The sequence below is a fragment of the Salinicoccus cyprini genome (assembly GCF_007713705.1).
Taxonomy (GTDB): Bacteria; Bacillota; Bacilli; order Staphylococcales; family Salinicoccaceae; genus Salinicoccus; species Salinicoccus cyprini.
On record NZ_VMSJ01000004.1, the window covers coordinates 1 to 24,581 of the forward strand.

The following is a 24,581-nucleotide window of genomic DNA, read 5'->3' on the forward strand; positions in this document are numbered from 1 at the left end:
ATCCGCGCGTTCGACTTGCATGTATTAGGCACGCCGCCAGCGTTCATCCTGAGCCAGGATCAAACTCTCCATAATTGGAAGTTCTCTGACTCCGTTTGCGTTTTTACTTGGCGCCCAAGTGGATGGCTGTGGCCATCCGTTTATCGGAATTAAACGTTGACATATTGTCATTCAGTTTTCAATGTTCTGTTTTGAAGCACTCTTACTATATTACAGCTTCTTTCAAAACTATTCAAGTGTCAATTTTACACTTTCGAAAGTTTCATTTGAAGTTTTAATGGAGCGGGTGATCGGAATCGAACCGACGACATCAGCTTGGAAGGCTGAGGTTATACCATTTAACTACACCCGCGTAGTTTATAAAATTTAAGGATGATGCGGCTGAGAGGACTTGAACCTCCACGGGATTTAACTCCCACTAGGCCCTCAACCTAGCGCGTCTGCCGATTCCGCCACAACCGCATGTAATGTATATGTTTTAAGCGACAAATCCTATTGTACACTTTAAGGGTTTCACTGTCAATGCTTTTTAAAAACTTTTTATAATTTTTAAAAGTGACCCGTACGGGACTCGAACCCGTGTTACCGCCGTGAAAGGGCGGTGTCTTAACCGCTTGACCAACGGGCCGTATGAATAATGCAACGATATTTATAATAAAGCCATATGCTTATAAAGTCAATACGTTTTTAATACTTTTTTTACAAAAGCTTAATGTTTTGTACTACTCTTATATTATCAACGTATTTCTTCCTATATAATGCCTTTAAGATTTTCATATGTCCGCCCTCCTCTGCTTCGTATTTTTCTGGAACCATGGACAATTCTTCATGATCTTATGCAGCGTTTAGTATTGTTTTTTATCATCAATGTGTTACTATTTATTTATAATAATTCTAAACAAGGATTATGAATAACATCTTGGAGGGATTTATAAATGGATTTCGAAAAACCAAAAGATCAACCCGGTGATGCACGCGCAGGTGGCGGAACCGAGCCAAGAGCACAGGGCAAAAACCAACCCAGCGATCGTTTGACTACACTCTTTGGAGCGCCAGTTGGAGATCGTGAAAATTCCATGACTGCTGGTCCACGTGGCCCTATGGTCATGCAGGATCCTTATTTCCTTGAACAGATGGGACACTTTGACCGTGAAGTCATTCCGGAAAGACGTATGCACGCGAAAGGTTCCGGTGCTTTCGGTACATTTACAGTAACAAATGATATTACTCAATATACAAAAGCCAGTATTTTCAGCGAAGTCGGTAAACAGACGGAAATGTTCGCTCGTTTCTCAACTGTTGCTGGTGAACGTGGTGCTGCAGATGCAGAGAGAGATATCCGCGGATTCGCACTCAAGTTCTATACTGAAGAAGGCAACTGGGATCTTGTCGGCAACAATACACCGGTATTCTTCTTCCGCGACCCTAAGCTTTTCGCAAGTCTTAACCACGTGGTCAAGCGTGACCCTAAAACCAACATGCACAACGGCGAAAGCAACTGGGACTTCTGGACACTGCTTCCTGAAGCTCTGCACCAGGTCACAATACTTATGACAGAGCGTGGTATTCCTAAGGGCTACAGAAACATGCACGGCTTCGGTTCACACACATACAGCATGGTTAATGCCGATAACGAACGTGTATGGGTCAAGTTCCACTTCAGAACGCAGCAGGGTATTGAAAACCTATCTGCAGAAGAAGCTGAACAGGTCATTGCCAAGGACCGCGAATCATCACAAAGAGACCTCTTCAATGCCATCGAGGAAGGCGACTTCCCTAAATGGAAGATGTTCATCCAGGTCATGACGGAAGAACAGGCGAAAAATCATTACCACAACCCGTTCGATCTGACGAAAGTATGGTACAAGGATGAATTCCCGCTTATTCCAGTGGGCGAGTTCGAACTGAACCGCAATCCTGAAAACTACTTCGCAGAAGTCGAGCAGGCAGCATTTGCACCGACAAACATCGTACCTGGCATCGGTTTCTCACCAGATAAGATGCTGCAGGGCCGTCTCTTCTCCTATGGAGATACACAGCGCTACCGTCTCGGTGCCAACCACCACCAGATTCCGGTCAACTCACCTAAAGGTGCAGCAAACGTCTGCCCATTCAGCCGTGATGGAGCTATGAGAGTAGATGGCAACATGGGTGCGCATACGAACTACTATCCAAACAGCTATGATCAGTATAATGATGATGCAAACGCGAAACAGCCGGCACTCGAAATGGAAGGTCTCATCTACGAACACAACTTCCGTGATGACGATGACAACTATTACGAGCAGCCGGGCAAGCTCTTCAATTTGCAGTCTGATGAAATGAAACAGACCATCTTTGAAAATACTGCGAACGAGATGTCCGGTGTTTCCGACAAAGTGAAACATCGCCATATCAGAAATTGCTACAAGGCAGACCAGGCCTATGGCCGTGGTGTTGCCAAAGCGATGGGCATCAACATCGACGATGTCGACCTTGAAGGCAACCAGTAATCATTAAAATATCCCTATCGGCTCGTCCGATAGGGATATTTTCTATTTCATGCTCAATGATATTCTGCCCTTGTCTGTATCTACACCGGTAACCGTCACATCCACAATATCTCCCACGCTGACGACTTCCATCGGATGCTTGATGAATTTGCTGGTCATCTTGGATATGTGGACCAGCCCATCCTGTTTTACGCCGATATCCACAAATGCACCGAAATCCGTCACATTACGCACTGTGCCGGACAGCTTCATGCCCTCTTTCAGATCTTCCATCTTCAGAACATCAGATTTCAGCATCGGCACTTCATAGTCATCCCGAATGTCACGGGTCGGCGCCTTCAGGCTGTCGATGATATCTTTCAATGTTGGTACTCCGATTGCCAGATTTTGTGCCGTCTGATCAAGATCCAGCTTATCCACTGCACTGATCAGTGCATCTGTACCGATATCCGAACGCCCCATTTCCAGAAATTCAAGCAGGCAGTAAGTCTCCTTGTATCTCTCAGGGTGGATCGGCGTCCGGTCAAGCGGCTCATCCCCATCGAAAACCCGAAGGAAACCGATGCACTGCTCGTAGGTCTTGTTCCCGAGACGCGGCACCTTCTTTATCTCCTCACGGGATCTGAAAGCGGACTGCTCCTCACGGTACTTTACGATGTTTCTGCTTATGGCTGGAGACAGCCCGGCAACGTGCTGCAGCAGAATATGCGATGCCGTATTTACATTGACACCCACCTGGTTCACTGATGTTTCAACAACGAAGTTCAATGATTCGTCGAGGAATTTCTGGTTGACGTCATGCTGATACTGTCCGATTCCGATTGCCTTCGAATCAATCTTGACCAGCTCGCTCAGTGGATCCTGTACCCTTCTTGCAATGGAGACCGCGCTGCGTTCCTCCACATTGAAGTCCGGAAACTCCTCACGGGCAACATCAGAGGCGGAATACACACTGGCCCCCGCTTCATTGACGATGATGAACTGCACATCGAGATTCTCCGTGTTGACGATTTCACTGATGAACAGTTCGGTTTCGCGTGAAGCTGTTCCGTTTCCGATGGCAAGCAGTGTAACATCATAGTCGGCGATGATGTCCATGATCACTTTGCGTGCCTGATCAACTTTCCCCTGAGGCGGATGCGGGTAGATGACACCTTTATACAGGAATTGGCCCGATTCATTGATGACCGCAAGCTTGCACCCTGTTCTGAATGCCGGGTCCACTCCAAGAATGACATGGCCTTTCAAAGGCGGCTGAAGCAGCAGACGCTTGAGATTTTCCTCAAAAATGTGCACGGCATGCTTTTCACTCGATTCAGTCAGATTCTGGCGTACTTCCCTTTCGATCGATGGAACAATCAGCCGCTTCAGGCTGTCTTCGATTGCTGCTCTCATATACATCGCAGTGGTCGACTTCTCCTTCAGTACCTGATTGCCGATATAGCGTTTGAACCGGTCATTATCATAGTCGAACTTGACTGCCAGAACACCGGTATTCTCACCCCGGTTGATGGCAAGTACTCTATGTGGAACAATTTTGTCTATCGGCTCCGCATAGGAATAGTACATTTCAAAGACACCTGTCTGATCTTCGGCATTCTTCTTTTTACGTGTTGTCAGGTCGGCACTCTCTCTGAACACCTTCAATATATAATTGCGGTATTTCGGGTTATCGGATATCTCTTCAGCAATAATATCCTGCGCCCCTTTTATCGCTTCTTCCACAGTCTCCACTTCGTCATTCAGGAAGTCCCCAGCCTGTGCTTCCACATCTCCCGCCTGCTGTTCAAGGATGACCCGGGCCAGTCCATCAAGCCCTTTTCTCTTCGCCTCTGTCGCCCGGGTCTTCTTTTTCTGTTTGAAGGGTCTGTACAGATCCTCCACCCTTTTCAGGACGGTCTGTTTCATGATGTCCTGCTCAAGCTGTTCTGTCAGAAGACCTTGTTCATCGATACGTCTGATGACTTCACTTTTCCGTTTCTCCAGACTCTGCAAGTAGGAGAACCTGTCATGGATGGCTTTGATCTCCTGCTCATCCATGCCGCCCGTCATCTCTTTCCTATAGCGTGCGATGAAAGGAATCGTATTCCCCTCTTCGAGAAGATCGAGCACTCCCCGGATATATTTTTCCTGTTTGCCGACAGTACTTTTAAGCTCTCTAATCAGCGCTTCATTCATCTAATCTCTCCCAGTTGCTTTGATGTCTAATAAATTTAGTATACCCAGTATAACATTAAAAACCTCACCCTTAAGGATGAGGTCTGGTAATCGTCTATTTTTCGCTTACTGCCTGCCGTAATTTGTTGATGGCTGTCCGCTGAAGTCTCGATACATGCATCTGACTCAATCCGACACGTTCACCCGTCTCCTTCTGACTCAATCCTTCCATGAAAGTGAACTGGATGATTTCACGTTCCCGTTCTGAAAGGATAGGCAGCACCTTCTCAAGAATAAGGCGTTTTTCGGAAAGGTCATAGTTATCATCCGACTGTCCCATGACATCAAGCAGTGTTACAGTGGAACCGTCTTTATCCGCTTCAATGGAATGATCGACGCTGAGCGCATTATAGCTCTGTCCCATCTCCATCGCTTCCAGAACATCTTCTTCCGACACTTCAAGATATTCTGCGATTTCACTGATCTGAGGAGAACGTTCCAGGCGATTGGTCAGTTCATCATTGGCATTCTTGATCTTCGGTCCGATCTCCTTGATTCTGCGGGGTACATGGACGCTCCATGTCTTATCCCTCAAGTACCTCTTGATTTCACCGACCACCGTCGGCACGAGGAATGCTTCGAATCTTCTATCGTAGGATGCATCAAACCGTTTGATTGCACCAAGTAGACCCACCATGCCGACCTGCACAAGGTCTTCGTGGTGGCTCTGGCCTTTTGAATATCTGTAGGCCAGCGACTCGATCAGTTTCTGGTAGTGTTCGACAAGTCTCGCCTGGGCGTTCGGGTTTCCCTCTTCCTGATGACTGCGAATCAGTGCATTGATATCTTCAGCTGCAAGTCCTCTATCGATTGACGATTGTTTCTCCATTCAAATGCACCTGACTTTCATTAATAAACTTCGTCATACTGATTGTGACACCAGGATCCTTTTTAAGATAGACTTCATCCATTAATGTTTCAATCAAGAAGAGGCCCAGACCTCCTTCTCTCAAATAGTTCACATTATCATCTTCGGAATATGGCCCAAGCTCTTCCTTGACTGCTTCGTAGTTGAAGCTCTGGCCATGATCGGCAACAATAATTTCAACTTTATCGCTGTATACCGCAAAACCGATAAGCACTTCCCCTGTTTCATCTTCCCCGTATGCATGCTTGACTGCATTCGTAACAGCTTCCGAGACAGCAATTTTGGAGTCTTCAATCTGGTCATAGCTTGCGCCGGCTCTCGACAGTACGCCGGAAAGTGTCAGCCTGATAAGTCCTACGTATTCTGCACTGGACGGAAATTTCATTTCTATATAATCGTACTGCTGTGGCATTCTATTCAACCTCCGAGGCTTCATTAATATGCATCAGGTCTCTGAGTCCGGTTATTTCAAACAGTCTGAGAATTCTTTTTGACACGCCTGTTACGTATAGCTCCCTGTCATGCTGGTTGAGGTCCTTCAGTGTTCCTACAAAAATCCCAAGGCCTGTAGAGTCCATATAGCTGACATCAGTCAGATCTATTCTTATGTCGTGGCTTCCTGTCTGTCTGATCGGCTCCAGTACTTTTTGCAGTTCTGGTGCAGTATAGACATCAAGTTCGCCTTCAAGTACTATTGAATATTCCTGTTCCTTCTCCGTTGCGTCGATATTAATGTTCATACTAACTACACTCCCATTCAGTTGAATACATAACTCCTTAGCAATTTACCCGTTCAAAAAATAATAAAACATGCTTAATCCAAGTTTTTATTATTTTTTAAAATGAATAGCGTCAGGTCATCCTTTTTGTTCGGATTCTGTATGCGCATAAGCGATTCATAGATGTACTGTACGATGTCCTGCGGATGATGGTCCCTCGCCTGACGGATCATGTCCTTGACGTTTTCGAAATCTATGAAAGTATCATCATGCTTTCTAAGTTCCGTAACTCCATCTGTGAAGACGATGATCATATCCTTTGGTCCAATTTTAGTTTCTCTCTGCTCATACCTTGCGTGGGCTTTGACTCCAAGCACAACGCCTTTTGCATCGATCTCCTCGAATTCATCATCCTCGTAGCGGTAGATGAGCGCCGGCTCATGTCCTGCTGAAGAATAGTACAGAAGGTCGGTACTGTGATCGTAGAGGCCATAGAACATGGTGACGAACATATTCTGATTGACGTTCTTCTCCACGACACGATTCAATTTTCTGAGGCTGTCGCTCGGCAGCTGTGAATAGCCGTAGGAATCCATGCCGAACTTGATCATGCTCATGGCGATTGCTGCCGGTATGCCTTTGCCGATGACATCCGCAACAGCGAAGCTGAGCATTCCGTCCTTATGGTCGATGATATTGAAGTAGTCGCCGCTCACTTTTCTCGCGGGCACACTGATCGCTCCGATTTCCATCGTGTCGAATGTTGGAATTGCGGTTTTCAGCATCGTTTCCTGGAGACTCGATGCAACATCCATCTCCTTGTCATGAATCTCGAGCTTATTCATCATGGACTTGTAGTCCCTGTATGTAAAACCGAAAGAAATGATGACTTCCTGAAGGATATCCAATGATTTCTTGACCAGTTCACCATCCTGAATGCCCATATCATCGAGCAGTTCTATATGCAGCGATACGATTTCTTCCGGGGAAGCGTCCATTTCAATGACTTCCTCACTGAAGGTCTGGCATCTCTCGATAGCTTCTCCCTGCTCTTCTCCATACAAATACAGTTGGATGATATCCTTGTAGTTGCTTACGATATTATCAATATATGTCATACTATCACCTCGTACTGAAAAAAGACTTTTGAATACAAAAGTCCATCAGGATTTAGATTGGGATTTCTTGGATCTGGATGATGCAAGGTCCAGACTGATCATCAGGGCCTTATCCACTTCCTTCATCTTATCTTCATTTAAATATGTAAGCTTTTCCCTAAGTCGTTTCTTGTCTACTGTCCGTATCTGTTCCAGAAGAATAACCGAGTCCTTGTCCAGATTATAAGCATCCTTCGAAATTTCGACGTGCGTGGGTATCTTCGCCTTGTTGATCCTCCCGGTGATTGCGGCAACAATCACTGTAGGACTATGATAGTTGCCGACATTATTCTGGATGATGACGACCGGCCGCTTGCCACCCTGTTCGGACCCCTGGACGGGCGATAGATCCGCAAGATACACTTCTCCTCTTTTCATCTATTCACCATCTTTACTATAAACGAGGAAATCTTCATTACATTGCCAGGCTTCACACTCTACTTCGTGGTTTTCTGATGCAATCGAAAGGTTAATCTCACTCATTTCAATATATCCGTGCTCAAGAGAATGTTCGATGCTGCTTACCAAAGTCATATTCGTCATTGCCAGACCACTCCTCAATAACATCATTAAACTTATAATAATGATAACATGTATAAAAAATCATTTCTAGATTATTTTAAAACTTCATTATTGACAATGACAGGCGCATCACCATGGTAGAGTCGTGGCAGACGCCTCGACAGCATGCACAGCGACTCGTATGGAATGGTACCGACAAAATCACTGTACGCTTCCATGGACTGCTCGGACGCCCTGTCCGGAATGATGACGTCGACGATGTCGCCTGGCTCCACAGCATCCGGCACCTGGACCATGATATAGTCCATGCACACCTTGCCGACAACAGGACAGGACGTCCCATCTTCAAGCGACACATGGTATCCTGTCCGCGCCCGGAGGAATCCGTCGGCATAGCCAAGAGGCAATGTGGCTATCTTCTGACCGGCGGTGGCACTATAGTCGAGACCATAGCTGTTCCCTTCCCCCTTTTCGAGTACATGGACGTCCACCACCTCCGTCTTCAGAGCAACAGAAGGTGCAAGATCCACTTTGGAGATCTCCCGGATGTATTCGGAAGGATAGTAGCCGTACAGGGATATGCCGACCCGGATTGCATTGCAGTAGTCGTCATCGAGACGCAGGGCACCGGCCGAATTCTGCACATGGACATACTTCGGTTTTCTGACTGAAGATGTGATGCGCTTGAACTTCTCATATTCCTTATCATTCTGATCCGAATCGATATCTGCTGAACTGAAATGACTGTAGATGCCCTCATATACCAGATGTGCAGAGCGCTCTATGATATCGATCATCTTCTCGATCTCCCCACTATCCGCAGTACCGAGGCGGTTCATGCCGCTGTTCACCTTGATGTGGATCCAGACTTCCTTGTCATCCATATCCTCAACATGCGACTGGGCTTTCTGAAGCCAGTCGAGATTCGGTGCAGTGATTGCCACGCGGTGCTGGATGGCCTTGTTGATATCTTCCGGAATGATGGGACCGAGTACAAGAATCTTCTTCTTGATACCGTGCATCCTGAGTTCGATTGCTTCGTCCAATGTCGCCACCGCAAAGAACTCAACCCCTCTTGCTCCGAGGTATTCTGCTACCGTCGTACTGCCGAGACCATATGCATTGGCCTTTACTACAGCAATGAAGGTCTTGTCTTCATGCAGTGCGTGAATGGCTTTGTAGTTGCGGTGCACCGCGTTAAGGTCCACTTCTACAACAGAGTTTCTATAATATTTTTCCGACATGGTCATGCTCCTTAATCTTCAATTATGACTGTTGCCACAACATACGCTTTGGAATGTGAAATGGATACATGGGCGTGGGGATTGTTCTGGATATAGGGTTTGCCGCTCTCATCATTGAGGCAGATGATATCCCTGAAGGCGGCATTGCCTCCGATGCCTGTCCCGAGCGCCTTGCTGTAGGCCTCCTTGACTGCAAAACGGCCCGCCAGATATTCCATTCTTCTACCGCCATCGGAAAGCCGATTGTACACATCCATCTCATCCGGTGCGAGAATCCGCTTTGACAGCCTGCGATTCTCCCCTTCCACACTTCTTATACGTTCTATTTCTATTATATCTGTTCCAAGTCCTTTAATCATTGTGTCCGCCTCGTATTTTCATTGATCAGTTTTCTGATGTCATTGCGTATCATATCCGCCTCATCCGATTCGAGTTCCGGTATATGGATGCGTTCTGCAGAGGTTTTCAATGTCACCCCTTTAAGCCCATACCGCTTCATCAGCGGACCGACCGTCGTATCGATATTCTGCACGCGGAACAGCGGTACGGCATGCTTCTCCTTGAAAAAGATGCCCTGATGGATCCGGATTTCATCCGCCGATACTTGGAAGCGGAAATATTTGTACTTCAGGCCGGGCAGAAGCCATACGTGGACTACTGCAATATAAGCAAAGATGATGAAGAGTATCAAGGATATCCACCACGGAAATGCATCCCAGACAAAAAGAGTGACGACCAGCGCAGCCACTGCAAGCAGCAGGACGATGGCCGCACCGATTGCCTCGCGGATGCGCCACACTTTAATCGCCTTTGGAGAAATCTTCTGCATGTGAGGTGCTCCTTTCCGCCCAGTTCCATATTTTATCGATATCCTTCTGATCGATGAACTTGAGTGTTGCCCGGGATCCGAGCATGCCGGCTGCAGTCACGAGTGTGATGATGCCGAGATCATCCCGACGGAGAAACGGATTGTAGACCCACTCCGCTTCAATCAGCTTCTCCTGCTTGATGACATAGTGCGAACGCTTGAAAAAGCCGACCGTCATCAGATTGATTTCATCCCCATGGATTGCATAGCCGCTGTTGCGCGCACTGTAGACGCCTGAGACGACAAAGGCCAGTATGAGTACGAGACCGATGATCCATGCGTAGTCGAACCAGAAGTATTGCACAGCAGCTGTAACCATCAGAAGAATTACGGTCATGATCTGGAAATACCGTCGGTAGCCCCGCCCCGGCACTGTGCCTGGCGGCGCCTCCAAATGATAGTTCGGGAAGATCTGGCCTACAATCTCATACAGCCGGTCCCGCTTGATGAAAGGCAGAAGATCGACCGTACCGTCAATATCCTCACTATCGAGGGAATCGCTTGTGATTGTGACCGACAGCGAATAGTACCCGATCATCCTTCTCAGAATCGAATCCTTGATGATGATGTTCTGCACCCTGTTGATATTTACACTCTGATGCTTCTTTTCCAGAAGACCATACTCGACAATCAGGTCGTCATGCTTCATTCTAAGCGTGTACTTGTAGTATTTCATCGACATGATCAGTATGCCGATAGCGTACCCGACGACAATGAACAGACCGACAGCCAGTCCGATGGCCAGCACAATATTGCGTATGACACCTTCAAAGTAGTCGAAATAGCGCTCGATCAGGAAGTCTGCGCCGATCAGGTTGAGAAAACCGAAGACCAGGGCAAGAAACGCTCCCAGTGCACCGCTGGTCATGCTCATCAGAAGAAGGGATCTGCCGTTCATATGATAGAGCACTTCAGATGGCGCTTCTGTAGCCTGGTCCTTTTCCCCCGTCTTTCTCGGCCAATCACTCGAGTCACCCACTGCCACCTCATCACGGATGTAGGACTTCTCATCATAGAGGATGTCCTGCAGGGATATCGCCTGGGACTTTTTCATCGTATCGATCTTGATGCCATCCCCGGGTGTAATGATATCAAGTTTTACAGCTCCGAAAAGACGATGGAATATCGGCTCGCTGAAGTCGATCGACTGGATTCTTCTGATATCGAGTTCCTTTTCGCGGTTGGTGATGACGCCATCCTTATAGATGAACTTGCCGTCTTCGATCCAGAATCTTGTCCGATACTTATTCAGGAAGTCCATGCCGCCGAACAGGATGATTGCGAGAACCAGGATGCCCCCTCCAATAAGTATGTACTTCATTGAGACATTGCCCGAGAAGATGGATTCCCTTGATTGGAACAGGATGATAAGCAGGGGAATCCATAGGTTCTTGATTCCGTTTACTACACTGCCAAGATACGCGATGGGATGCAGCTTCTGAGGACTATACATCGGAATGCTCCTCCTTTACCAGCTCGATAATTTCTTCTTTCAAAACGGATGCCTCCTCCGTCTTCAAAGGTGGCAGTCCGATCCCGGCACTTGCCGTACTCACTTCCAGCATGGCAAAATCATATTTTCTGGAAATGGGACCAGTTGAAACTTTTACACCCTGCACCCTTCTGATCGGGACCATTTTGGTGGATACTCTGAAGAAACCCTTTCTGACCACGATAAAATCTTCTTTCAGCATATACCGGGTCACCCGGTAGTAGAGCCTTGGACGGATCAGGATGCTGATGATGAAAATGATGGCAAGCCAGATCGAGCCCCCCCAGTAGACCCAGTGCGACCATTCGAAGTAATAGGCAGCAGCACACAGAAGCAGTGCAGCGACTACCCAGACCAGAAAGTTCCAGAAGGACCTGACTCTCATGTAATGGACGACATCACCATGTACTTTATTCATATTTGCCTCCAGTGGTAGAGCTTATGTATTAATTATACTTTAAATTAAATGCGGGTATTCTTCAATCATACTATTGTCTGTGTAAATATAGAAATAAAAACATCCTCTGTCCGATAGGACAGAGGATGAATGAATATTACTTGATATGATCTTTGAAAGTACGGCCGCCCTGGCGTTTCTGGCTGCCCTGCTGCGGGCGTCCGCCGCCACCTTGGCGCTTGTTGTTGCGTCCGCCGCCTTGCTGGCCCTGGCTGCGTCCTTTACGGAATGGCTTCTTGCCACCGCCTTGGCCTTTGCCTCTGCGCTGTCCGCCTTTGCGTGTCAGAGGTTTTTCAAATGAAAGCTGGATGCTGTCATCTGTTCTGCTGAATAGGAATTCGTTGAGCAGCGCTGCAACAACTTCCTTCGCTTCGCCCTGTTCAAGCAGGCGTTCAGCGACTTCGAATGTGTGGGTATTCGTGTTTTCGGACTTCCACTGTTCAATCTTGTCGAAAGTCTCTTTTTCACGGGATTTCTGTACTTCTTTCTTGTGTGGCGGTCTGAGAGCAGAAATTGTCTTCTTCTTCTCATTCTCGATCATTCTCAAGTAATCCATTTCTACCGGATTGACGAATGTGAGTGCCACGCCTTCTTTACCTGCACGACCTGTACGGCCGATTCTGTGCGTATAGCTTTCAGCATCCTGTGGGATGTCGAAGTTGTATACGTGTGTGACACCTGAGATATCGAGACCTCTTGCTGCAACGTCTGTAGCGACAAGGATGTCGAGTGCATTGTTTCTGAATTTCTTCAGAACTTCAAGACGCTTCGATTGTGTAATATCACCATGAAGGCCTTCAGCACGGTAGCCTTTGGCAATCAGTGCACTTGTCAGCTCATCGACACGGCGTTTCGTACGACCGAATACGATCGCGAGTTCCGGCTGGTGGACATCAAGGAAGTCGGTGAACACTTCGAGCTTTTCAAGCTCTTTTACAATTGTATAGTGTTCTTCGATCTGAGGGTCGCTTCCACCCTGCTTCATCGTCTTGACGATGGTCGGGTCTTTCATGAAGCGTGTAACAAGCTCCTGGATTGCCGGTGGCATTGTTGCTGAGAACAGCAATGTCTGCCTGTTTTCTGATGGCATTTCAGACATGATGAATTTGACATCATCGATGAATCCCATGTTCATCATCTCATCCGCTTCGTCCAATACGAGCGTACGGATGCTTTCAAGCTTCAGCGTTCTTCTTTTGATGTGGTCGATGATACGCCCAGGCGTACCTACGATGATCTCAGGCTTTCTCTTGAGATCTTTGATCTGACGGTCGATGCTCATACCGCCGAATATTACGGATACACCAAGTTTCTTGTATTTGGCGAATGTCTTCAGCTGTTCGCTGACCTGGACTGCCAATTCACGTGTTGGTGTTAGAATAAGCACTTGTGTGCCTGCCTGCTTCTCTGTAGTTTCTATAATAGGAATACCAAACGCACCCGTTTTACCAGTACCTGTCTGTGCCTGCCCTAGAATATCTTTTCTCTCAAGAGCAAGTGGAATGCTCTCTTCCTGGATCGGGGTTGGTGTTTCAAATCCTATATCTTCCAGTGATTTTAAGGTTTCATCACTGACACCTAATTGTTTAAAGAACTTCAAATTAGAGTCTCCTTTGACTTTTCTTTCTCATTTTACGTTACGCATAACTTCTCTATATTAACACTTCTAGACTAATAATACAAGCTTAGTTATCTTCGTTGAAAAGGAAGCGCTCTGTCAGTATATTCAACTGCAGTTGATTATGGTCTGAAAAGGCGAACAGATGCGGTGCATCCTCGATGAGCTCAAGTCTGGCGCCGGGGATCCGCTTCGCAATTTCGACACTGGATTCATAAGGTACGAGCAGATCCTGCATGCCATGGATGATCATCGTCTCTGCACCGATGCTTTCAATGCCTTCCTTTTTCACTGCCATGATGTTCTTGAATTCCTGATAGGCTTTAAGAGGCACATGCCTCAGACGTTTTTTGACCCTGTGGTAGCTTTTCATTTTCATGTGCTCGCTGAAATGGCGGGGCATCAGGTGGAGCCTGACTGGCTTTGTGATGCTGATAGGGTCGAATGCAGGGGCGATGAGGATCAGCTTCTCCACAGGTTCATTCTGTGCAATATGGCTGGCGAATACGCCGCCCATCGAAAAACCGATGATATGGATGTGGTCCACCCGCTGCTTCAGATTCAGATAGGCCTCCAGTGCTTCCTCGTACCAGTCCTCGCCACCTGCAGACTTCAGGTTCAGAATGGTGCCATGGCCGGGATATACCGGAAATTCGTACTCGAAATCGTACCGTGATTTCAAGTAGTCGAACAATGGATGGAGTTCATGCCTTCCTCCTGTATAGCCGTGGAGAAAAAGTATTCCGACTGATCTAGATATGACCGATCACCCTTTCCAATGCCATGCCTCTGGATCCTTTCAAAAGAATTACGCTGTCCTCGGTCATCACATGCTGCAGTGCATCCGCCAGGGATTCGATATCATCGTGATGCTGCTTTACCTCGATATCTGCGTAATCGTGGATGATTTTTGATGCATCTCCAAATGTGAACAGGTAATCATACCCATGACCCGAGTCATTGATGTGCTGTGCAATCGACTGGTGAAGCGGCTCCGAATAGGATCCAAGTTCCAGTATATCTCCAAGAACGAGTATTCTTCTGCCTGCCTCCATGCGTCCCACGGTATCGAGTGCACTTTTCATGCTCGTGGGACTGGCATTGTAGGCATCATTGATGATGGTTGCACCGGACTTATGATGGACACGCTCCATCCGCATGTCTGTGACAACCAGCTTCTCAAAGTGCTTTTTCGCTTCCCTGATATCAAGGCCGAGTGCTTCCGCTGCAAGCAGTGCCAGCGACGCATTGGCAGCGTTATGCGTGCCGAGCTGCGGTATCCCGACATCCACCTTCATGGGAAGCAGTTCAAAACGTGTACCGTCCGGCGTCTGCCGTACATTTGCGACCTGCAGATCATTCTCTGCGTTCTGGCCGGCTGTCCGTATATTGTAGTTCGCGCTGCGATCTACAATACCTTCAAGCAGTGGATAGTCCCTTGAATAGATGAAAGTGCCGTTCTTTCCGAGTCCATCCACGATTTCGTATTTGGCATGGGCGATGTTTTCCCTCGATCCCAGTTTTTCGATATGGGATTCACCAACATTGGTGAGTATGGCGATGTCCGGAGTGGTCATCCTGCTGAGGAACCGGATATCCCCTTTTGCATCCATACCCATTTCCAGTATCGAGATCTCAGTGTCCCTATCCAACTGCAGAATGGTAAGTGGGAGGCCGATTTCATTATTATAGTTGCCTATCGTCTTTTTTACTTTGAAGTGGGGAGATAGAAGGCATTCGACCATGTCTTTGGTTGTCGTCTTGCCATTGGATCCTGTAATTGCGACCACTTTCGGTGAAACTGCCTCCAGATATCCCTGCGCGATGTCCTGCAGAGCCCGAAGGCCGTCCTCGACATGGATGAGCGGCAGATCCTGATTGCCATCCTCTACTGCCTGTTCTGTCAGACTGAGTGCAGCGCCAAGGTCAAAAGCCTGCTGGATGAAGCGGTGGCCATCTGCATTCTCTCCTTTGAATGGTACAAACAGATTATTCTTTTCGAGGGTCCGCGTATCGATCGACACCCCTCTGATCATTTCATCCTTTCTCGCTTGTGCGGCTTGGTTCATGCTGCCGCCGCACAGTTCGGCAATCTTTTCTATCGTTGTTTCAATCATAGGCCTCGTCCATCTCCATAAAAATTTATTCGCAGATATTTTAAAATCTGGTTGCATTACTATTGGATAAACACACTGACTTTATTATAAAATAGTGTATACTAAATGTCATGATTTCAATATGGGTTAGGTGAATTTTTTGGAGAACAATCAAAGTTATAAAAGACAGAACACCAGCATTTTCTTCAGAATCGACTGGATTCTCATTCTGCTGGTTGTTCTTCTCGGTACAATCAGCATCTTCATGATACGTTCTGCGATGACAAGCGGGCAGTACACCACGGATTTCAGCATACGTCAATTGATATTCTATAGCCTCGGCTTCATCATGGTGGCTGTACTCAACTTCATTCCCATCAAGTGGATGAAACAGTATGTATGGGTCATCTATTCTCTCGGCGTGCTATCGCTGGTCATCCTTTTCATCGCCCCCGTCTCTCCAATAACGCCGATCATAAACGGAGCAAAAAGCTGGTACCAGTTCGGGTTCTTCAGTATCCAGCCTTCCGAAATTGTCAAGATCATCTACATAATGACGCTGGCCTACCTGATCAGCCAGCACAATAAATACAAGCTTGCGAGTGACCTCAGTGTAGATATCAGACTGCTGTTCAAAATTTTTGCCGTATCCATCCTGCCGATGCTGTTCATCCTGCTTCAGAATGACCTCGGTACGACACTTGTCATGATCGCCATACTGCTTGGAACCATTGTGGTATCCGGCATCAGCTGGTGGCTGATCATCCCGACCCTGGCCATTGGGCTGACTGTGGGTAGCGCGCTTGTGCTCGGCATCATCTACCGCCCGGATCTGCTGGAACGCTATCTCGGCATCCACCCCTACCAGTTCGAACGCATCTATTCGTGGCTGCGTCCAGAGGAATATGTGACGGATGGCGGGTTCCAGCTCAGCAACTCGCTGAAAGCCATCGGCTCCGGTGGAATGGATGGCAAGGGATTTGCAGATGGCATCGTCTACATCCCGGAAAACCATACGGACTTCATCTTCACCATCATCGGCGAAGAGTTCGGATTCGTCGGTACGACCGCAGTCATCGTACTGCTGTTCATGCTTCTGCTGCACCTGTTCAGAATCGCAATGGTCGTACCGGACAGCTTCTCGTCCTATTTCATCATCGGATATCTATCAATGCTCACTTTCCATATATTCCAAAACATCGGAATGACGATACAGCTTGTGCCGATCACCGGCATCCCGCTGCCATTCATCAGCTACGGCGGCAGTGGCCTATGGGCCAATATGCTGGCTGTCGGCATCATCATGAGCATCTACTTCCATCAATATCATCAGAAAGCATAAAAATAACCGCAACTCTTGACCTGGGTTGCGGTTGTTTTTTAGATATTCTGTTCTTTCAGCCTGAGTTTCTCTTTATGGGCAATACGGTTCATTATTTCGAATCTTGACCTCGAAATCTTGACTTTGACGCCAAGTTCATTTAGCATCGTGACGACCTGCTTGACTTTGGAATTGTCGTTTCTATGCATAATGACACTCCTTAAATTACAGCTTGACTTAATTCTACCCTGATATCGGATAATTATCCATACAATTTGAAAAATAAATATTACAGAATTTTAAATATTCATAGTCTATAATAGAATGTAAGCGAGGTGACATCCATGGAATGGTTCATTTTTGATTTTTTCTCCAACACTACAATACTCGGCATTCTGACACTTATCGTCATCGGAATCAACTTTCTTTTCGCAATTGGTCTCATCTTTCTGGAAAGAAGGAGCGCGCAGAGCATCTGGGCATGGTTGTTTGTACTGTTCTTTCTGCCTATCTTCGGCTTCATCATCTATATCCTTTTCGGACGGACAATCTATAATCAGAATATATTCAAAATAAACGAAGAAGACAAAGTTGGCCTCGAACATCTTGTAGAAGATCAGCTCAATGCACTGCGGAACGAAGATCAGAAGTTTTCACACGAAGTCGCCGATAAGCACAGGAAAATCATTCGCATGCTCCTCTATAATAATCAATCGTTTCTGACCATGAATAATTCCGTTGAAACATTTACCGATGGTAACGAAAAATTCGATCGACTGCTTTCGGATATCCGGAACGCAAAGGATCACATCCATTTCCAGTACTACATTCTAAGGCTGGATGGCATCGGAAAGAAACTATACGAAGCGCTGCTCGAGAAGCAGCGTGAAGGTGTTTCTGTAAAAATACTCTACGATGATATGGGGTCAAGGGCACTGACATTGCGCAGCTTCAGGAAACTGCGTGAAGCCGGTGGTACGGTCGAAGCCTTCTTCCCGAGCAAGCTGCCTCTGATCAACCCAAGAATAAACAACAGGAACCACCGTAAAATTGTTGTCATCGATGGCGCCATAGGCTATGTCGGCGGCTTCAATGTAGGAGATGAATATGTCGGACTGAGCAAGAAGTTCGGCCATTGGCGGGATACCCACCTGCGGGTCGAGGGCAATGCGGTAAAATCATTGCAGATCCGCTTCATGCTGGACTGGAACTCACATGCCAAAAGATACAACATGACGCGCGAAGACAGATACTTCCCCGAGCTGGACCATCGTGGTAATACACCCATGCAGATCGCTTCAAGCGGCCCTGATGAGAAGTGGCAGCAGATCAAGTATGGCTATCTGAAAATGATATACAGCGCACAGAAGTGCATCTATATCCAGACACCCTACTTCATACCCGACCAGTCATTTCTGGAAGCGCTGCGCATTGCGATGCTCAGCGGCATTGAAGTCCACCTGATGATCCCGAACAAGCCCGATCATCCTTTCGTCTACTGGGGGACCTATTCCAATGCAGGCACACTGGTGCAGATGGGTGCACACGTGCACATCTATGAAAAAGGCTTCCTGCACCAGAAAATCATGATGATTGATGACGAAGTACTGAGTGTCGGGACGACCAATATCGATGTAAGAAGCTTCCTGCTGAACTTTGAAGTCAATGCATTCATATATGACGAAAAAGAAGCAAGCAAGTATCGCCAGGTATTCGAAGACGATATAAGAGACTGTTCACTGCTGACCGTGGAGAAATATGCTGACCGCAGCAAATGGATCAGAATGAAGGAAAGTCTCGCCAATCTCATCTCGCCAATTCTATAATCCAATGAAACAAAAAAAGGACCCGATATCGGGTCCTTTTTTTAAAAGTCGAAACTTGATCAAGTCCTCTTCTTGCGTTTCTTCTTCGGCATGACTTTCGCATTTTTGATGCGTTTTTCCTTCTCAGCCTTCTCACGTTCATGTGCTTCGATGATCGGAGCCATTTCTTCAGCAACTTTCTTCTTGTAGAAAGTATTACCTGCCCATGTCTGGAAGATCAGGAAGATACCACCGACAGCCCAGTAGAGCGGCAGTGCGGATGGAGAAATCAATGAAATCCAGATGATCATGATTGGTGAGATGTACATGAACAGCTGCATCTGCTTGCGCTGCTCTGCAGGAACGAACTGCATGGATACGTATGCCTGTGCAGCATAGACAATGCCTGCAATGGCCACCATGAAGAAGTCCGTTTCAGTCAGGTTCATCCATAGGAAGTTAGGGTATTCAGTAATACCCTGCTCGGATGGGTACCTGAGTGCAAAATAGAGCGCCATGACGACAGGCATCTGGATGACAATCGGCAGACAACCCATGTTGAGTGGATTGATGCCGTGCTTCTTGTAGAGCCCCATCATCTCCTGCTGTGCTTCCATCTTTTCTTCCTGTGTCGTCGCCACTTTCACTTTCTTCTGGATCTCTTCCATTTCAGGTTTGACAATTTTCATCTTTTCGCGCATCATCATCTGATTCTTGTATGTACGCATCATGAATGGGAAGATTGCCAGACGGACGATCAGTGTGATGACGATGATTGCCAGTCCGTAATTATTGTTCATGTTGTCCCCGAGCCAATGAAGCAGTGAATCCATCGGCTGGACGAATGTATTATAGAAGAAGCCGTTTCTGTTTTCTTCCTGTGAATAATCACACCCGGACAGTACAAGGACCAGGCCGATCATTATCGGAAAGAGCCATTTTTTACTCATTTCTTCACCTCAATAAATTCTCTCGCATAAAAGAAATTGTAACATATATGGTGGTGTAAAAAAATAATTTTATGGAACTGTACAGCAAATATTATGTCCATATCGTGAAACACTCACAAAATATTCACTATTTCAAACTGCTATCAATAGAAAAGGACCCGGCAGAAGCCGAGTCCCGAAAAATCAAAATCTATATTACAGTCTTGAACCACATACAGGCCAAGGCTGGGATCCTCTTTGATCATAAAGGATCTGAGCTCTTTTAGTCTGCTCTGCTGCAGAAGCCTGGGAAGGTACGCCGCTTCCGCCTACAGATCTCCAAGTCTGAACATCAAACTGGTAGAGACCATGGTAGAGGCCATTGGAACTTACAACGCTTGCATTGCCGCTTGATTCACATTGTGCAAGTGCGCCCCAATTTTGACCGCTTGCATTGCTTGATGCAGAGGTGGATTGGTTTTGTGCTTGAGCCTGGTTACGCTGCTGGCGTTCCTGTGCTGCCTGTTCCGCCGCACGTTGCTCTGCTGCTGCCTGTTCCGCCGCACGTTGCTCTGCTGCTGCTTGTTCAGCTGCACGTTGCTCTGCTGCTGCCTGTTCTTGAGCAGCCTGCTCTGCAGCAACTTGCTGCTCAGAAGGCTGTGCTGGTGCCTGTTGTACTTCTTGTACTTCTTGTACTTCTTGTACTTCTTCAACCTGTGGTGCTTCTACAACTGGTTCCTGTACTGCATTGCTACCAGAAACTACAAGTGTTTTACCTGCAAAGATAAGATCTGAAGAAAGATTGTTCCATGCTTTAAGGTTGGAAACTGTTACGTTGAATTTCTGACCAATTTCAAAAAGTGTATCACCGGAAACGATTGTGTATGTTCCGTCTTCTGCTACTGCTTCAGTATTCTTTTCAGCTTTTTCGTCGTTGTTCACTTCAAGAACCTGACCAGGCAGGATAAGATCGGATGAAAGATTGTTTTCAGCTTTGATGGATTGTACTGTCGTATTATTCTCAAAAGCGATTTCTGAAAGCGTGTCACCATTGGATACTGTGTGGCTCGCTGCTTCTGCGCTATATGCAAGTGTTCCAGATACTGCGATTGCTGCCCCGACCGATAGTACTTTTTTCATAATTAATATTTCCTCCCGTTGATCCCTTACGATTGGATATCGTGTTTTCTTTATTAACTATGTAGTACTATATCAGATATAAATATTTCATAGGTTACAGAAATATAAAATGTAAAGCCTTCCTTTACAGTTATGTTACAGTGATGTTTCTATATATCAGGTATTATTGCAATTTAAGTGTAATTTTATATATATAAGTAATTTTTCAATTATAACTTTAAAGATGACTATGGGAGAAAGCTGTCGTGCCGGGATTCGGCAACCATTCTACATAAGCATGAAAAAGAGCGAATATTTCTTTTTTTTAGATAAGCGTAATAGAATACTACAACATTGTAATAAAAAAGTTATCATCAGGCCTTTGAAACATGAAAAAGCTCTGCAAATGGGCTGACCGCAGCGTTCGCCTCATGCAGAGCTAGGTGAGTAGTGTGAGTGTAGAATGTATGAATTGAGTGGTGTGAGTATGTTCAAGCAAGGGCTTTCGTTTTAATCTCCTCGATGTCACTGTTCGGTGCAGTGTGTGCTCTGCTGTCAGTTCCATCTTTTCCATTATGCTCTTTAAGTATTTTTTCAAGTGGCTCCAGATGCTTTTCCTTCTCTTCGGTCATACTGCCGCTTTCACTTTTCTTCTCCAGAGTGTGAACAGACCGCTCTCCGATATAGTCCCATTGGTCGTAATGCCTGACAGCATCGCTGATCAGTTTGGAAGGATTGCCCATATCTTTCTGGTCGTTCATCTTATCCGGGAGACGCTTGACGTTTTCTGCCCAGATTTCCATTCTGTATTCCTTCTCCTCTTCGGACGTGGTATATACGGTGGTGGCCACCTGACCGCTGACGCAAAGAATTTCTCCTTCTTTTGATTCCGAAAGAACTTTAGGAAGCGCTTTGCCGAATGCCTTGCAGTAGATGAAATGAACTTCCTTCGCTTTCCGTTCATCCTTCGGCACTCTGACAGTAGCAATAATGAATGAATTGACACTGCCGTTTGCCGTCTTCTGTACAGTGACATTCCTTACGAGCTCCCCGACGAGCAGTACTTTGTTCATCATGTTTTCACCCCCTTCCTGAATCTAAAGATAAAGGGTGGTTTAATTTTCTGCAAAACGCGTAAATTTGATTTTATGGTCCATTTTCCTGCAATTAGTATATATTCCGGGATCACCCACGTTATAATGGTAATGAAGCATATTCATATATACGGTATTTGCTGGTATGTATTTATTTTAAAAGGGGGATGCATATGAAGTCATTTAAAGTGGTGGAACTGAAGCTTGAACACGAAAATAACTTCATCATACTGGATCTGATTGATGGTATCATCATCAATAATGAAAAACCGGATGATCCATGGCTGATAGAAATCTCAACATCACCGGATTTCAAAGATATACTCAAGGAGCTGGTGGGCGCTGAACTTGATCTGCTCGTGACGATTACACGCCATTCGAATGAACCAGCAAGATTCAAAGGCATATTCAATGAAATGAATGAAATAGACAATGCACTGTCCTTGATTTTCAATGGCCGCATCATCGTCCAGAGTCCGCACTATGCACAGGATCTTCTTACGCACCTTCTTGATGAAGGCTATGAGCAGGAGCAGCTGCTTAACGAATTCAAAGCAATGATGGAATCGAAAGCCGAAATAAAAACATCCGATGACTGATCAGTCATCGGATGTTTTGTTATCCTGGATTGCAAAAGTGATTTCGCATTTGCATGCCACTTCACCATCTACCGTAGCAACAGCGTCACCTTTGCCGATCGGGCCTCTCAGCTTGGTGATCTCTACTGTGAGTTCCAATGTATCCCCAGGTTTTACCTGTCTTTTGAATTTGCATTTATCAATGCCCGCAAAGAAGGCCAGCTTGCCTTTGAAACGCTCTTCCTGAAGCAGAGCAACTGCACCTGTCTGGGCGAGTGCTTCAACAATCAGCACGCCGGGCATTACTGCATACTCAGGAAAATGCCCTTGGAAAAAAGGCTCGTTTCCTGACACCTGCTTGATGCCTGAGCACTTGACCCCCGGCTCTATCTCGGTCACTTTATCGATAAGAAGAAAAGGGGGACGATGCGGTATAACCGCTTTGATCTGGTCGTAAGTCAGCATAATATCATTCCTTGGTCAAATTGATGATGTGTTCCCATGTCTCTATACGAAACACTTCCATTGGATTATCCAGTATGCCGAAGCCGATCATCAATCCTGCAAAGAATACGATGATGGCAATATAGATGAACAGCAGTATCCTGATAATCAATGGGAATCTGCGGTGAACTAGCTTTTTTGATTGCTCAGCCATAGAACTACCTCTTTATTTCGAAAATGTCACACTTTCCTGTGTGGAACTTTCACCCGTCCGTTCTATGTCGGCTCCAAGCTGCTGCAGCTTCTTATGGAAGTTGACATACCCGCGGTCAAGGTGTCTTAATTCAGTAACTACAGTATACCCGTCTGCTGCCAAACCTGCAAGGATCAGCGCAGCTGCCGCTCTCAGATCGGTTGCTTTTACACGACCCGCTGCAAGTTTTTCGCCACCTTTTATGAAGGCATGATTATCTTCCACATCGATGTCTGCATCCATATTTCTGAACTCATTGACATGCATGAATCTGTTTTCGAATATGGTTTCCGTAATGATGCTTGTACCATTGACTGTAGACAGCAGGGCCATCATCTGGCTCTGCATGTCCGTCGGGAAACCGGGATGCGGCATCGTCTTGACCTTGATCGGCTTCAATTGCTCGTCCGGGATGACACGGATGCTGTTTCCTTCTTCTTCAATGCGCACACCTGCTTCTTCCAGCTTCGATATCAGTGCAGTGAGGTGATTCGGCATTACATTATCCAGTACAATCTCACTGCGCGTTATCGCACCAGCAATCATGAATGTACCCGCTTCGATCCGGTCCGGGATGACAGTATGCTCTGCTCCATGCAGTACTTCAACACCTTCAATAGTGATATGGCCTGTTCCAGCACCTTGGACTTTACCGCCCATCGCATTGATATAGTTGGCCAGATCTTCAATCTCAGGCTCTCTTGCAGCGTTTTCCAGCTCTGTAACACCATCAGCCAGGCTGGCAGCCATGATGAGATTCTGCGTTGCACCGACACTCGGGAAATCGAGGTATATCTTCGCACCTTTCAGACTGCCGTCGACCGTACCTTCGAAGCTGCCGTCAACCGTACGGAAAGTAGCCCCCATCTTCTCCAGTCCTTTGATGTGCTGCTCCACCGGTCTTGATCCGATTGCGCAGCCACCTGGCATTGCAACGTTGCAATAGCCATATCTGCCTAGCAGTGGACCCATGACCAGCATGCTTGCGCGCATCTTGTTAACCAGATTGAAAGGCGCGTTGCAGTTCAATTCATCAGTTGCATCGACTGTGATCGTTTTACCTTCCGGCACAACAGAAGCACCGAGGTGACCGAGCAGTGCACTCAGCGTTTTAACATCGGATAGATCCGGTACGTTATGTAGCTTCGATACTCCGCTTTCTGCAAGCAAAGAAGCCGTCAGAATTGGCAATACAGCATTTTTTGAACCTTCTATTTCAACAGAACCTGATAGTTTATTTCCACCTTTAACAATTATAGAATCCATTTTTCTCACTCCATACTTTTAC

Annotated in this window: 26 protein-coding genes, 3 tRNA genes and 1 rRNA gene; 4 read left to right on the top strand and 26 right to left on the bottom strand. The window is 46.5% G+C overall.

The window, feature by feature from the left end; all coding sequences use genetic code 11:
- The 4 genes from FO441_RS09155 to FO441_RS09170 form a co-directional block, all read right to left on the bottom strand.
- A 16S ribosomal RNA gene (locus FO441_RS09155) occupies nt 1-75 on the bottom strand; the annotation flags it as partial.
- A gap of 203 nt (nt 76-278) precedes the next feature.
- Nucleotides 279-352, bottom strand: a tRNA-Gly gene (locus FO441_RS09160).
- Nucleotides 353-376: 24 nt separating this feature from the next.
- Nucleotides 377-462, bottom strand: a tRNA-Leu gene (locus FO441_RS09165).
- A gap of 94 nt (nt 463-556) precedes the next feature.
- Nucleotides 557-628: transfer RNA gene (locus FO441_RS09170), tRNA-Glu, on the bottom strand.
- A gap of 307 nt (nt 629-935) precedes the next feature.
- Between FO441_RS09170 and FO441_RS09175 the strand changes: the two genes are divergently transcribed.
- Nucleotides 936-2,492: a catalase gene (locus FO441_RS09175; protein ID WP_145289049.1), complete on the top strand. Its 1,557-nt coding sequence runs from the start codon at nt 936-938 to the stop codon at nt 2,490-2,492.
- Nucleotides 2,493-2,534: 42 nt separating this feature from the next.
- Here the strand turns inward: FO441_RS09175 and FO441_RS09180 are convergent, their stop codons facing one another.
- The 15 genes from FO441_RS09180 to FO441_RS09245 form a co-directional block, all read right to left on the bottom strand.
- On the bottom strand, nt 2,535-4,670 hold the full coding sequence (locus FO441_RS09180; RefSeq protein WP_145289050.1) for a Tex family protein: 2,136 nt from the start codon (nt 4,668-4,670) through the stop codon (nt 2,535-2,537).
- Nucleotides 4,671-4,764: 94 nt separating this feature from the next.
- Nucleotides 4,765-5,538 carry an RNA polymerase sigma factor SigB gene (gene sigB / locus FO441_RS09185; protein WP_145289053.1) on the bottom strand — a complete coding sequence of 258 codons (774 nt, stop codon included), beginning with the start codon at nt 5,536-5,538 and terminating at the stop codon, nt 4,765-4,767.
- Complete coding sequence (rsbW, locus tag FO441_RS09190) at nt 5,513-5,989, bottom strand: anti-sigma B factor RsbW (protein WP_145289056.1); 477 nt, start codon at nt 5,987-5,989, stop codon at nt 5,513-5,515. Before rsbW ends, sigB begins: the two co-directional genes overlap by 26 nt.
- A gap of 1 nt (nt 5,990) precedes the next feature.
- Nucleotides 5,991-6,317 carry an anti-sigma factor antagonist gene (locus FO441_RS09195; RefSeq protein WP_145289058.1) on the bottom strand — a complete coding sequence of 109 codons (327 nt, stop codon included), beginning with the start codon at nt 6,315-6,317 and terminating at the stop codon, nt 5,991-5,993.
- Nucleotides 6,318-6,391: 74 nt separating this feature from the next.
- On the bottom strand, nt 6,392-7,405 hold the full coding sequence (locus tag FO441_RS09200) for a PP2C family protein-serine/threonine phosphatase (RefSeq protein ID WP_370637550.1): 1,014 nt from the start codon (nt 7,403-7,405) through the stop codon (nt 6,392-6,394).
- Between the two features lie 54 nt (nt 7,406-7,459).
- Complete coding sequence (locus FO441_RS09205; RefSeq protein ID WP_145289064.1) at nt 7,460-7,831, bottom strand: type II toxin-antitoxin system PemK/MazF family toxin; 372 nt, start codon at nt 7,829-7,831, stop codon at nt 7,460-7,462.
- Nucleotides 7,832-7,996 carry a hypothetical protein gene (locus FO441_RS12625; protein WP_186365534.1) on the bottom strand — a complete coding sequence of 55 codons (165 nt, stop codon included), beginning with the start codon at nt 7,994-7,996 and terminating at the stop codon, nt 7,832-7,834.
- Between the two features lie 71 nt (nt 7,997-8,067).
- Entirely contained in the window at nt 8,068-9,219 is a 1,152-nt protein-coding gene (gene alr, locus FO441_RS09210; protein WP_145289067.1) for an alanine racemase, read from the bottom strand.
- A gap of 11 nt (nt 9,220-9,230) precedes the next feature.
- Nucleotides 9,231-9,578 (bottom strand): holo-ACP synthase, encoded by a 348-nt coding sequence (gene acpS / locus FO441_RS09215; RefSeq protein ID WP_145289069.1) that lies wholly within the window; start codon nt 9,576-9,578, stop codon nt 9,231-9,233.
- Nucleotides 9,575-10,048, bottom strand: a complete 474-nt coding sequence (locus FO441_RS09220) for a PH domain-containing protein (RefSeq protein ID WP_145289073.1) — start codon at nt 10,046-10,048, stop codon at nt 9,575-9,577. Before FO441_RS09220 ends, acpS begins: the two co-directional genes overlap by 4 nt.
- On the bottom strand, nt 10,020-11,540 hold the full coding sequence (locus tag FO441_RS09225) for a PH domain-containing protein (protein WP_145289076.1): 1,521 nt from the start codon (nt 11,538-11,540) through the stop codon (nt 10,020-10,022). Before FO441_RS09225 ends, FO441_RS09220 begins: the two co-directional genes overlap by 29 nt.
- Nucleotides 11,533-11,997 carry a PH domain-containing protein gene (locus tag FO441_RS09230; RefSeq protein ID WP_145289079.1) on the bottom strand — a complete coding sequence of 155 codons (465 nt, stop codon included), beginning with the start codon at nt 11,995-11,997 and terminating at the stop codon, nt 11,533-11,535. Before FO441_RS09230 ends, FO441_RS09225 begins: the two co-directional genes overlap by 8 nt.
- A gap of 136 nt (nt 11,998-12,133) precedes the next feature.
- On the bottom strand, nt 12,134-13,636 hold the full coding sequence (locus FO441_RS09235; protein ID WP_145289082.1) for a DEAD/DEAH box helicase: 1,503 nt from the start codon (nt 13,634-13,636) through the stop codon (nt 12,134-12,136).
- Between the two features lie 85 nt (nt 13,637-13,721).
- On the bottom strand, nt 13,722-14,414 hold the full coding sequence (locus FO441_RS09240) for an alpha/beta hydrolase (protein ID WP_342782189.1): 693 nt from the start codon (nt 14,412-14,414) through the stop codon (nt 13,722-13,724).
- Nucleotides 14,407-15,771, bottom strand: a complete 1,365-nt coding sequence (locus tag FO441_RS09245) for a UDP-N-acetylmuramoyl-tripeptide--D-alanyl-D-alanine ligase (RefSeq protein WP_145289087.1) — start codon at nt 15,769-15,771, stop codon at nt 14,407-14,409. Before FO441_RS09245 ends, FO441_RS09240 begins: the two co-directional genes overlap by 8 nt.
- A 139-nt stretch (nt 15,772-15,910) precedes the next feature.
- Between FO441_RS09245 and FO441_RS09250 the strand changes: the two genes are divergently transcribed.
- Nucleotides 15,911-17,092, top strand: a complete 1,182-nt coding sequence (locus FO441_RS09250; protein WP_145289091.1) for an FtsW/RodA/SpoVE family cell cycle protein — start codon at nt 15,911-15,913, stop codon at nt 17,090-17,092.
- A 38-nt stretch (nt 17,093-17,130) separates the two neighbouring features.
- On the opposite strand, the gene FO441_RS12630 is transcribed toward FO441_RS09250, so the two are convergent.
- Nucleotides 17,131-17,280, bottom strand: a complete 150-nt coding sequence (locus FO441_RS12630; protein WP_186365535.1) for an Lmo0850 family protein — start codon at nt 17,278-17,280, stop codon at nt 17,131-17,133.
- Between the two features lie 135 nt (nt 17,281-17,415).
- Here FO441_RS12630 and cls point away from each other — a divergent pair, with 135 nt between their 5' ends.
- Nucleotides 17,416-18,897: a cardiolipin synthase gene (gene cls, locus FO441_RS09255; protein ID WP_145289094.1), complete on the top strand. Its 1,482-nt coding sequence runs from the start codon at nt 17,416-17,418 to the stop codon at nt 18,895-18,897.
- A gap of 59 nt (nt 18,898-18,956) precedes the next feature.
- Here the strand turns inward: cls and yidC are convergent, their stop codons facing one another.
- From yidC to FO441_RS09270, 3 genes are all read right to left on the bottom strand, one after another.
- Nucleotides 18,957-19,826: a membrane protein insertase YidC gene (gene yidC / locus FO441_RS09260; protein WP_145289097.1), complete on the bottom strand. Its 870-nt coding sequence runs from the start codon at nt 19,824-19,826 to the stop codon at nt 18,957-18,959.
- Nucleotides 19,827-20,021: 195 nt separating this feature from the next.
- Nucleotides 20,022-20,945 (bottom strand): transglycosylase family protein, encoded by a 924-nt coding sequence (locus FO441_RS09265; protein WP_145289100.1) that lies wholly within the window; start codon nt 20,943-20,945, stop codon nt 20,022-20,024.
- Between the two features lie 470 nt (nt 20,946-21,415).
- A complete protein-coding gene (locus tag FO441_RS09270) occupies nt 21,416-22,000 on the bottom strand; it encodes a single-stranded DNA-binding protein (protein ID WP_145289103.1) in 585 nt (194 codons plus the stop codon).
- 191 nt (nt 22,001-22,191) lie between these two features.
- Between FO441_RS09270 and FO441_RS09275 the strand changes: the two genes are divergently transcribed.
- The gene (locus FO441_RS09275) at nt 22,192-22,617 is read left to right on the top strand and encodes a YwpF family protein (RefSeq protein ID WP_145289107.1); all 426 of its coding nucleotides are present in this window, start codon (nt 22,192-22,194) and stop codon (nt 22,615-22,617) included.
- Here the strand turns inward: FO441_RS09275 and fabZ are convergent, their stop codons facing one another.
- The 3 genes from fabZ to murA are packed head-to-tail and all read right to left on the bottom strand — an operon-like array spanning nt 22,618 to nt 24,559.
- Entirely contained in the window at nt 22,618-23,061 is a 444-nt protein-coding gene (gene fabZ, locus FO441_RS09280) for a 3-hydroxyacyl-ACP dehydratase FabZ (protein WP_145289110.1), read from the bottom strand. It lies immediately after the preceding gene.
- 4 nt (nt 23,062-23,065) lie between these two features.
- Nucleotides 23,066-23,254, bottom strand: a complete 189-nt coding sequence (locus FO441_RS09285; RefSeq protein WP_145289112.1) for a DNA-directed RNA polymerase subunit beta — start codon at nt 23,252-23,254, stop codon at nt 23,066-23,068.
- 12 nt (nt 23,255-23,266) lie between these two features.
- Nucleotides 23,267-24,559, bottom strand: a complete 1,293-nt coding sequence (murA, locus tag FO441_RS09290) for a UDP-N-acetylglucosamine 1-carboxyvinyltransferase (protein ID WP_145289115.1) — start codon at nt 24,557-24,559, stop codon at nt 23,267-23,269.
- Between the last annotated feature and the right edge of the window lie 22 nt (nt 24,560-24,581).

Bases quoted from the DNA above. Each gene is read 5' to 3' on its own strand.
- murA (WP_145289115.1), bottom strand. From the start codon at position 24,559: ATGGATTCTATAATTGTTAAAGGTGGAAATAAACTATCAGGTTCTGTT.
- FO441_RS09285 (WP_145289112.1), bottom strand. From the start codon at position 23,254: ATGGCTGAGCAATCAAAAAAGCTAGTTCACCGCAGATTCCCATTGATT.
- acpS (WP_145289069.1), bottom strand. From the start codon at position 9,578: ATGATTAAAGGACTTGGAACAGATATAATAGAAATAGAACGTATAAGA.
- rsbW (WP_145289056.1), bottom strand. From the start codon at position 5,989: ATGCCACAGCAGTACGATTATATAGAAATGAAATTTCCGTCCAGTGCA.
- yidC (WP_145289097.1), bottom strand. From the start codon at position 19,826: ATGAGTAAAAAATGGCTCTTTCCGATAATGATCGGCCTGGTCCTTGTA.
- FO441_RS09220 (WP_145289073.1), bottom strand. From the start codon at position 10,048: ATGCAGAAGATTTCTCCAAAGGCGATTAAAGTGTGGCGCATCCGCGAG.
- cls (WP_145289094.1), top strand. From the start codon at position 17,416: ATGGAATGGTTCATTTTTGATTTTTTCTCCAACACTACAATACTCGGC.
- FO441_RS09265 (WP_145289100.1), bottom strand. From the start codon at position 20,945: ATGAAAAAAGTACTATCGGTCGGGGCAGCAATCGCAGTATCTGGAACA.
- FO441_RS09175 (WP_145289049.1), top strand. From the start codon at position 936: ATGGATTTCGAAAAACCAAAAGATCAACCCGGTGATGCACGCGCAGGT.
- FO441_RS09245 (WP_145289087.1), bottom strand. From the start codon at position 15,771: ATGATTGAAACAACGATAGAAAAGATTGCCGAACTGTGCGGCGGCAGC.
- FO441_RS12625 (WP_186365534.1), bottom strand. From the start codon at position 7,996: ATGACGAATATGACTTTGGTAAGCAGCATCGAACATTCTCTTGAGCAC.
- sigB (WP_145289053.1), bottom strand. From the start codon at position 5,538: ATGGAGAAACAATCGTCAATCGATAGAGGACTTGCAGCTGAAGATATC.
- FO441_RS09225 (WP_145289076.1), bottom strand. From the start codon at position 11,540: ATGTATAGTCCTCAGAAGCTGCATCCCATCGCGTATCTTGGCAGTGTA.
- FO441_RS09275 (WP_145289107.1), top strand. From the start codon at position 22,192: ATGAAGTCATTTAAAGTGGTGGAACTGAAGCTTGAACACGAAAATAAC.
- FO441_RS09270 (WP_145289103.1), bottom strand. From the start codon at position 22,000: ATGATGAACAAAGTACTGCTCGTCGGGGAGCTCGTAAGGAATGTCACT.
- FO441_RS09205 (WP_145289064.1), bottom strand. From the start codon at position 7,831: ATGAAAAGAGGAGAAGTGTATCTTGCGGATCTATCGCCCGTCCAGGGG.
- FO441_RS09230 (WP_145289079.1), bottom strand. From the start codon at position 11,997: ATGAATAAAGTACATGGTGATGTCGTCCATTACATGAGAGTCAGGTCC.
- FO441_RS12630 (WP_186365535.1), bottom strand. From the start codon at position 17,280: ATGCATAGAAACGACAATTCCAAAGTCAAGCAGGTCGTCACGATGCTA.
- alr (WP_145289067.1), bottom strand. From the start codon at position 9,219: ATGTCGGAAAAATATTATAGAAACTCTGTTGTAGAAGTGGACCTTAAC.
- FO441_RS09195 (WP_145289058.1), bottom strand. From the start codon at position 6,317: ATGAACATTAATATCGACGCAACGGAGAAGGAACAGGAATATTCAATA.
- FO441_RS09180 (WP_145289050.1), bottom strand. From the start codon at position 4,670: ATGAATGAAGCGCTGATTAGAGAGCTTAAAAGTACTGTCGGCAAACAG.
- fabZ (WP_145289110.1), bottom strand. From the start codon at position 23,061: ATGCTGACTTACGACCAGATCAAAGCGGTTATACCGCATCGTCCCCCT.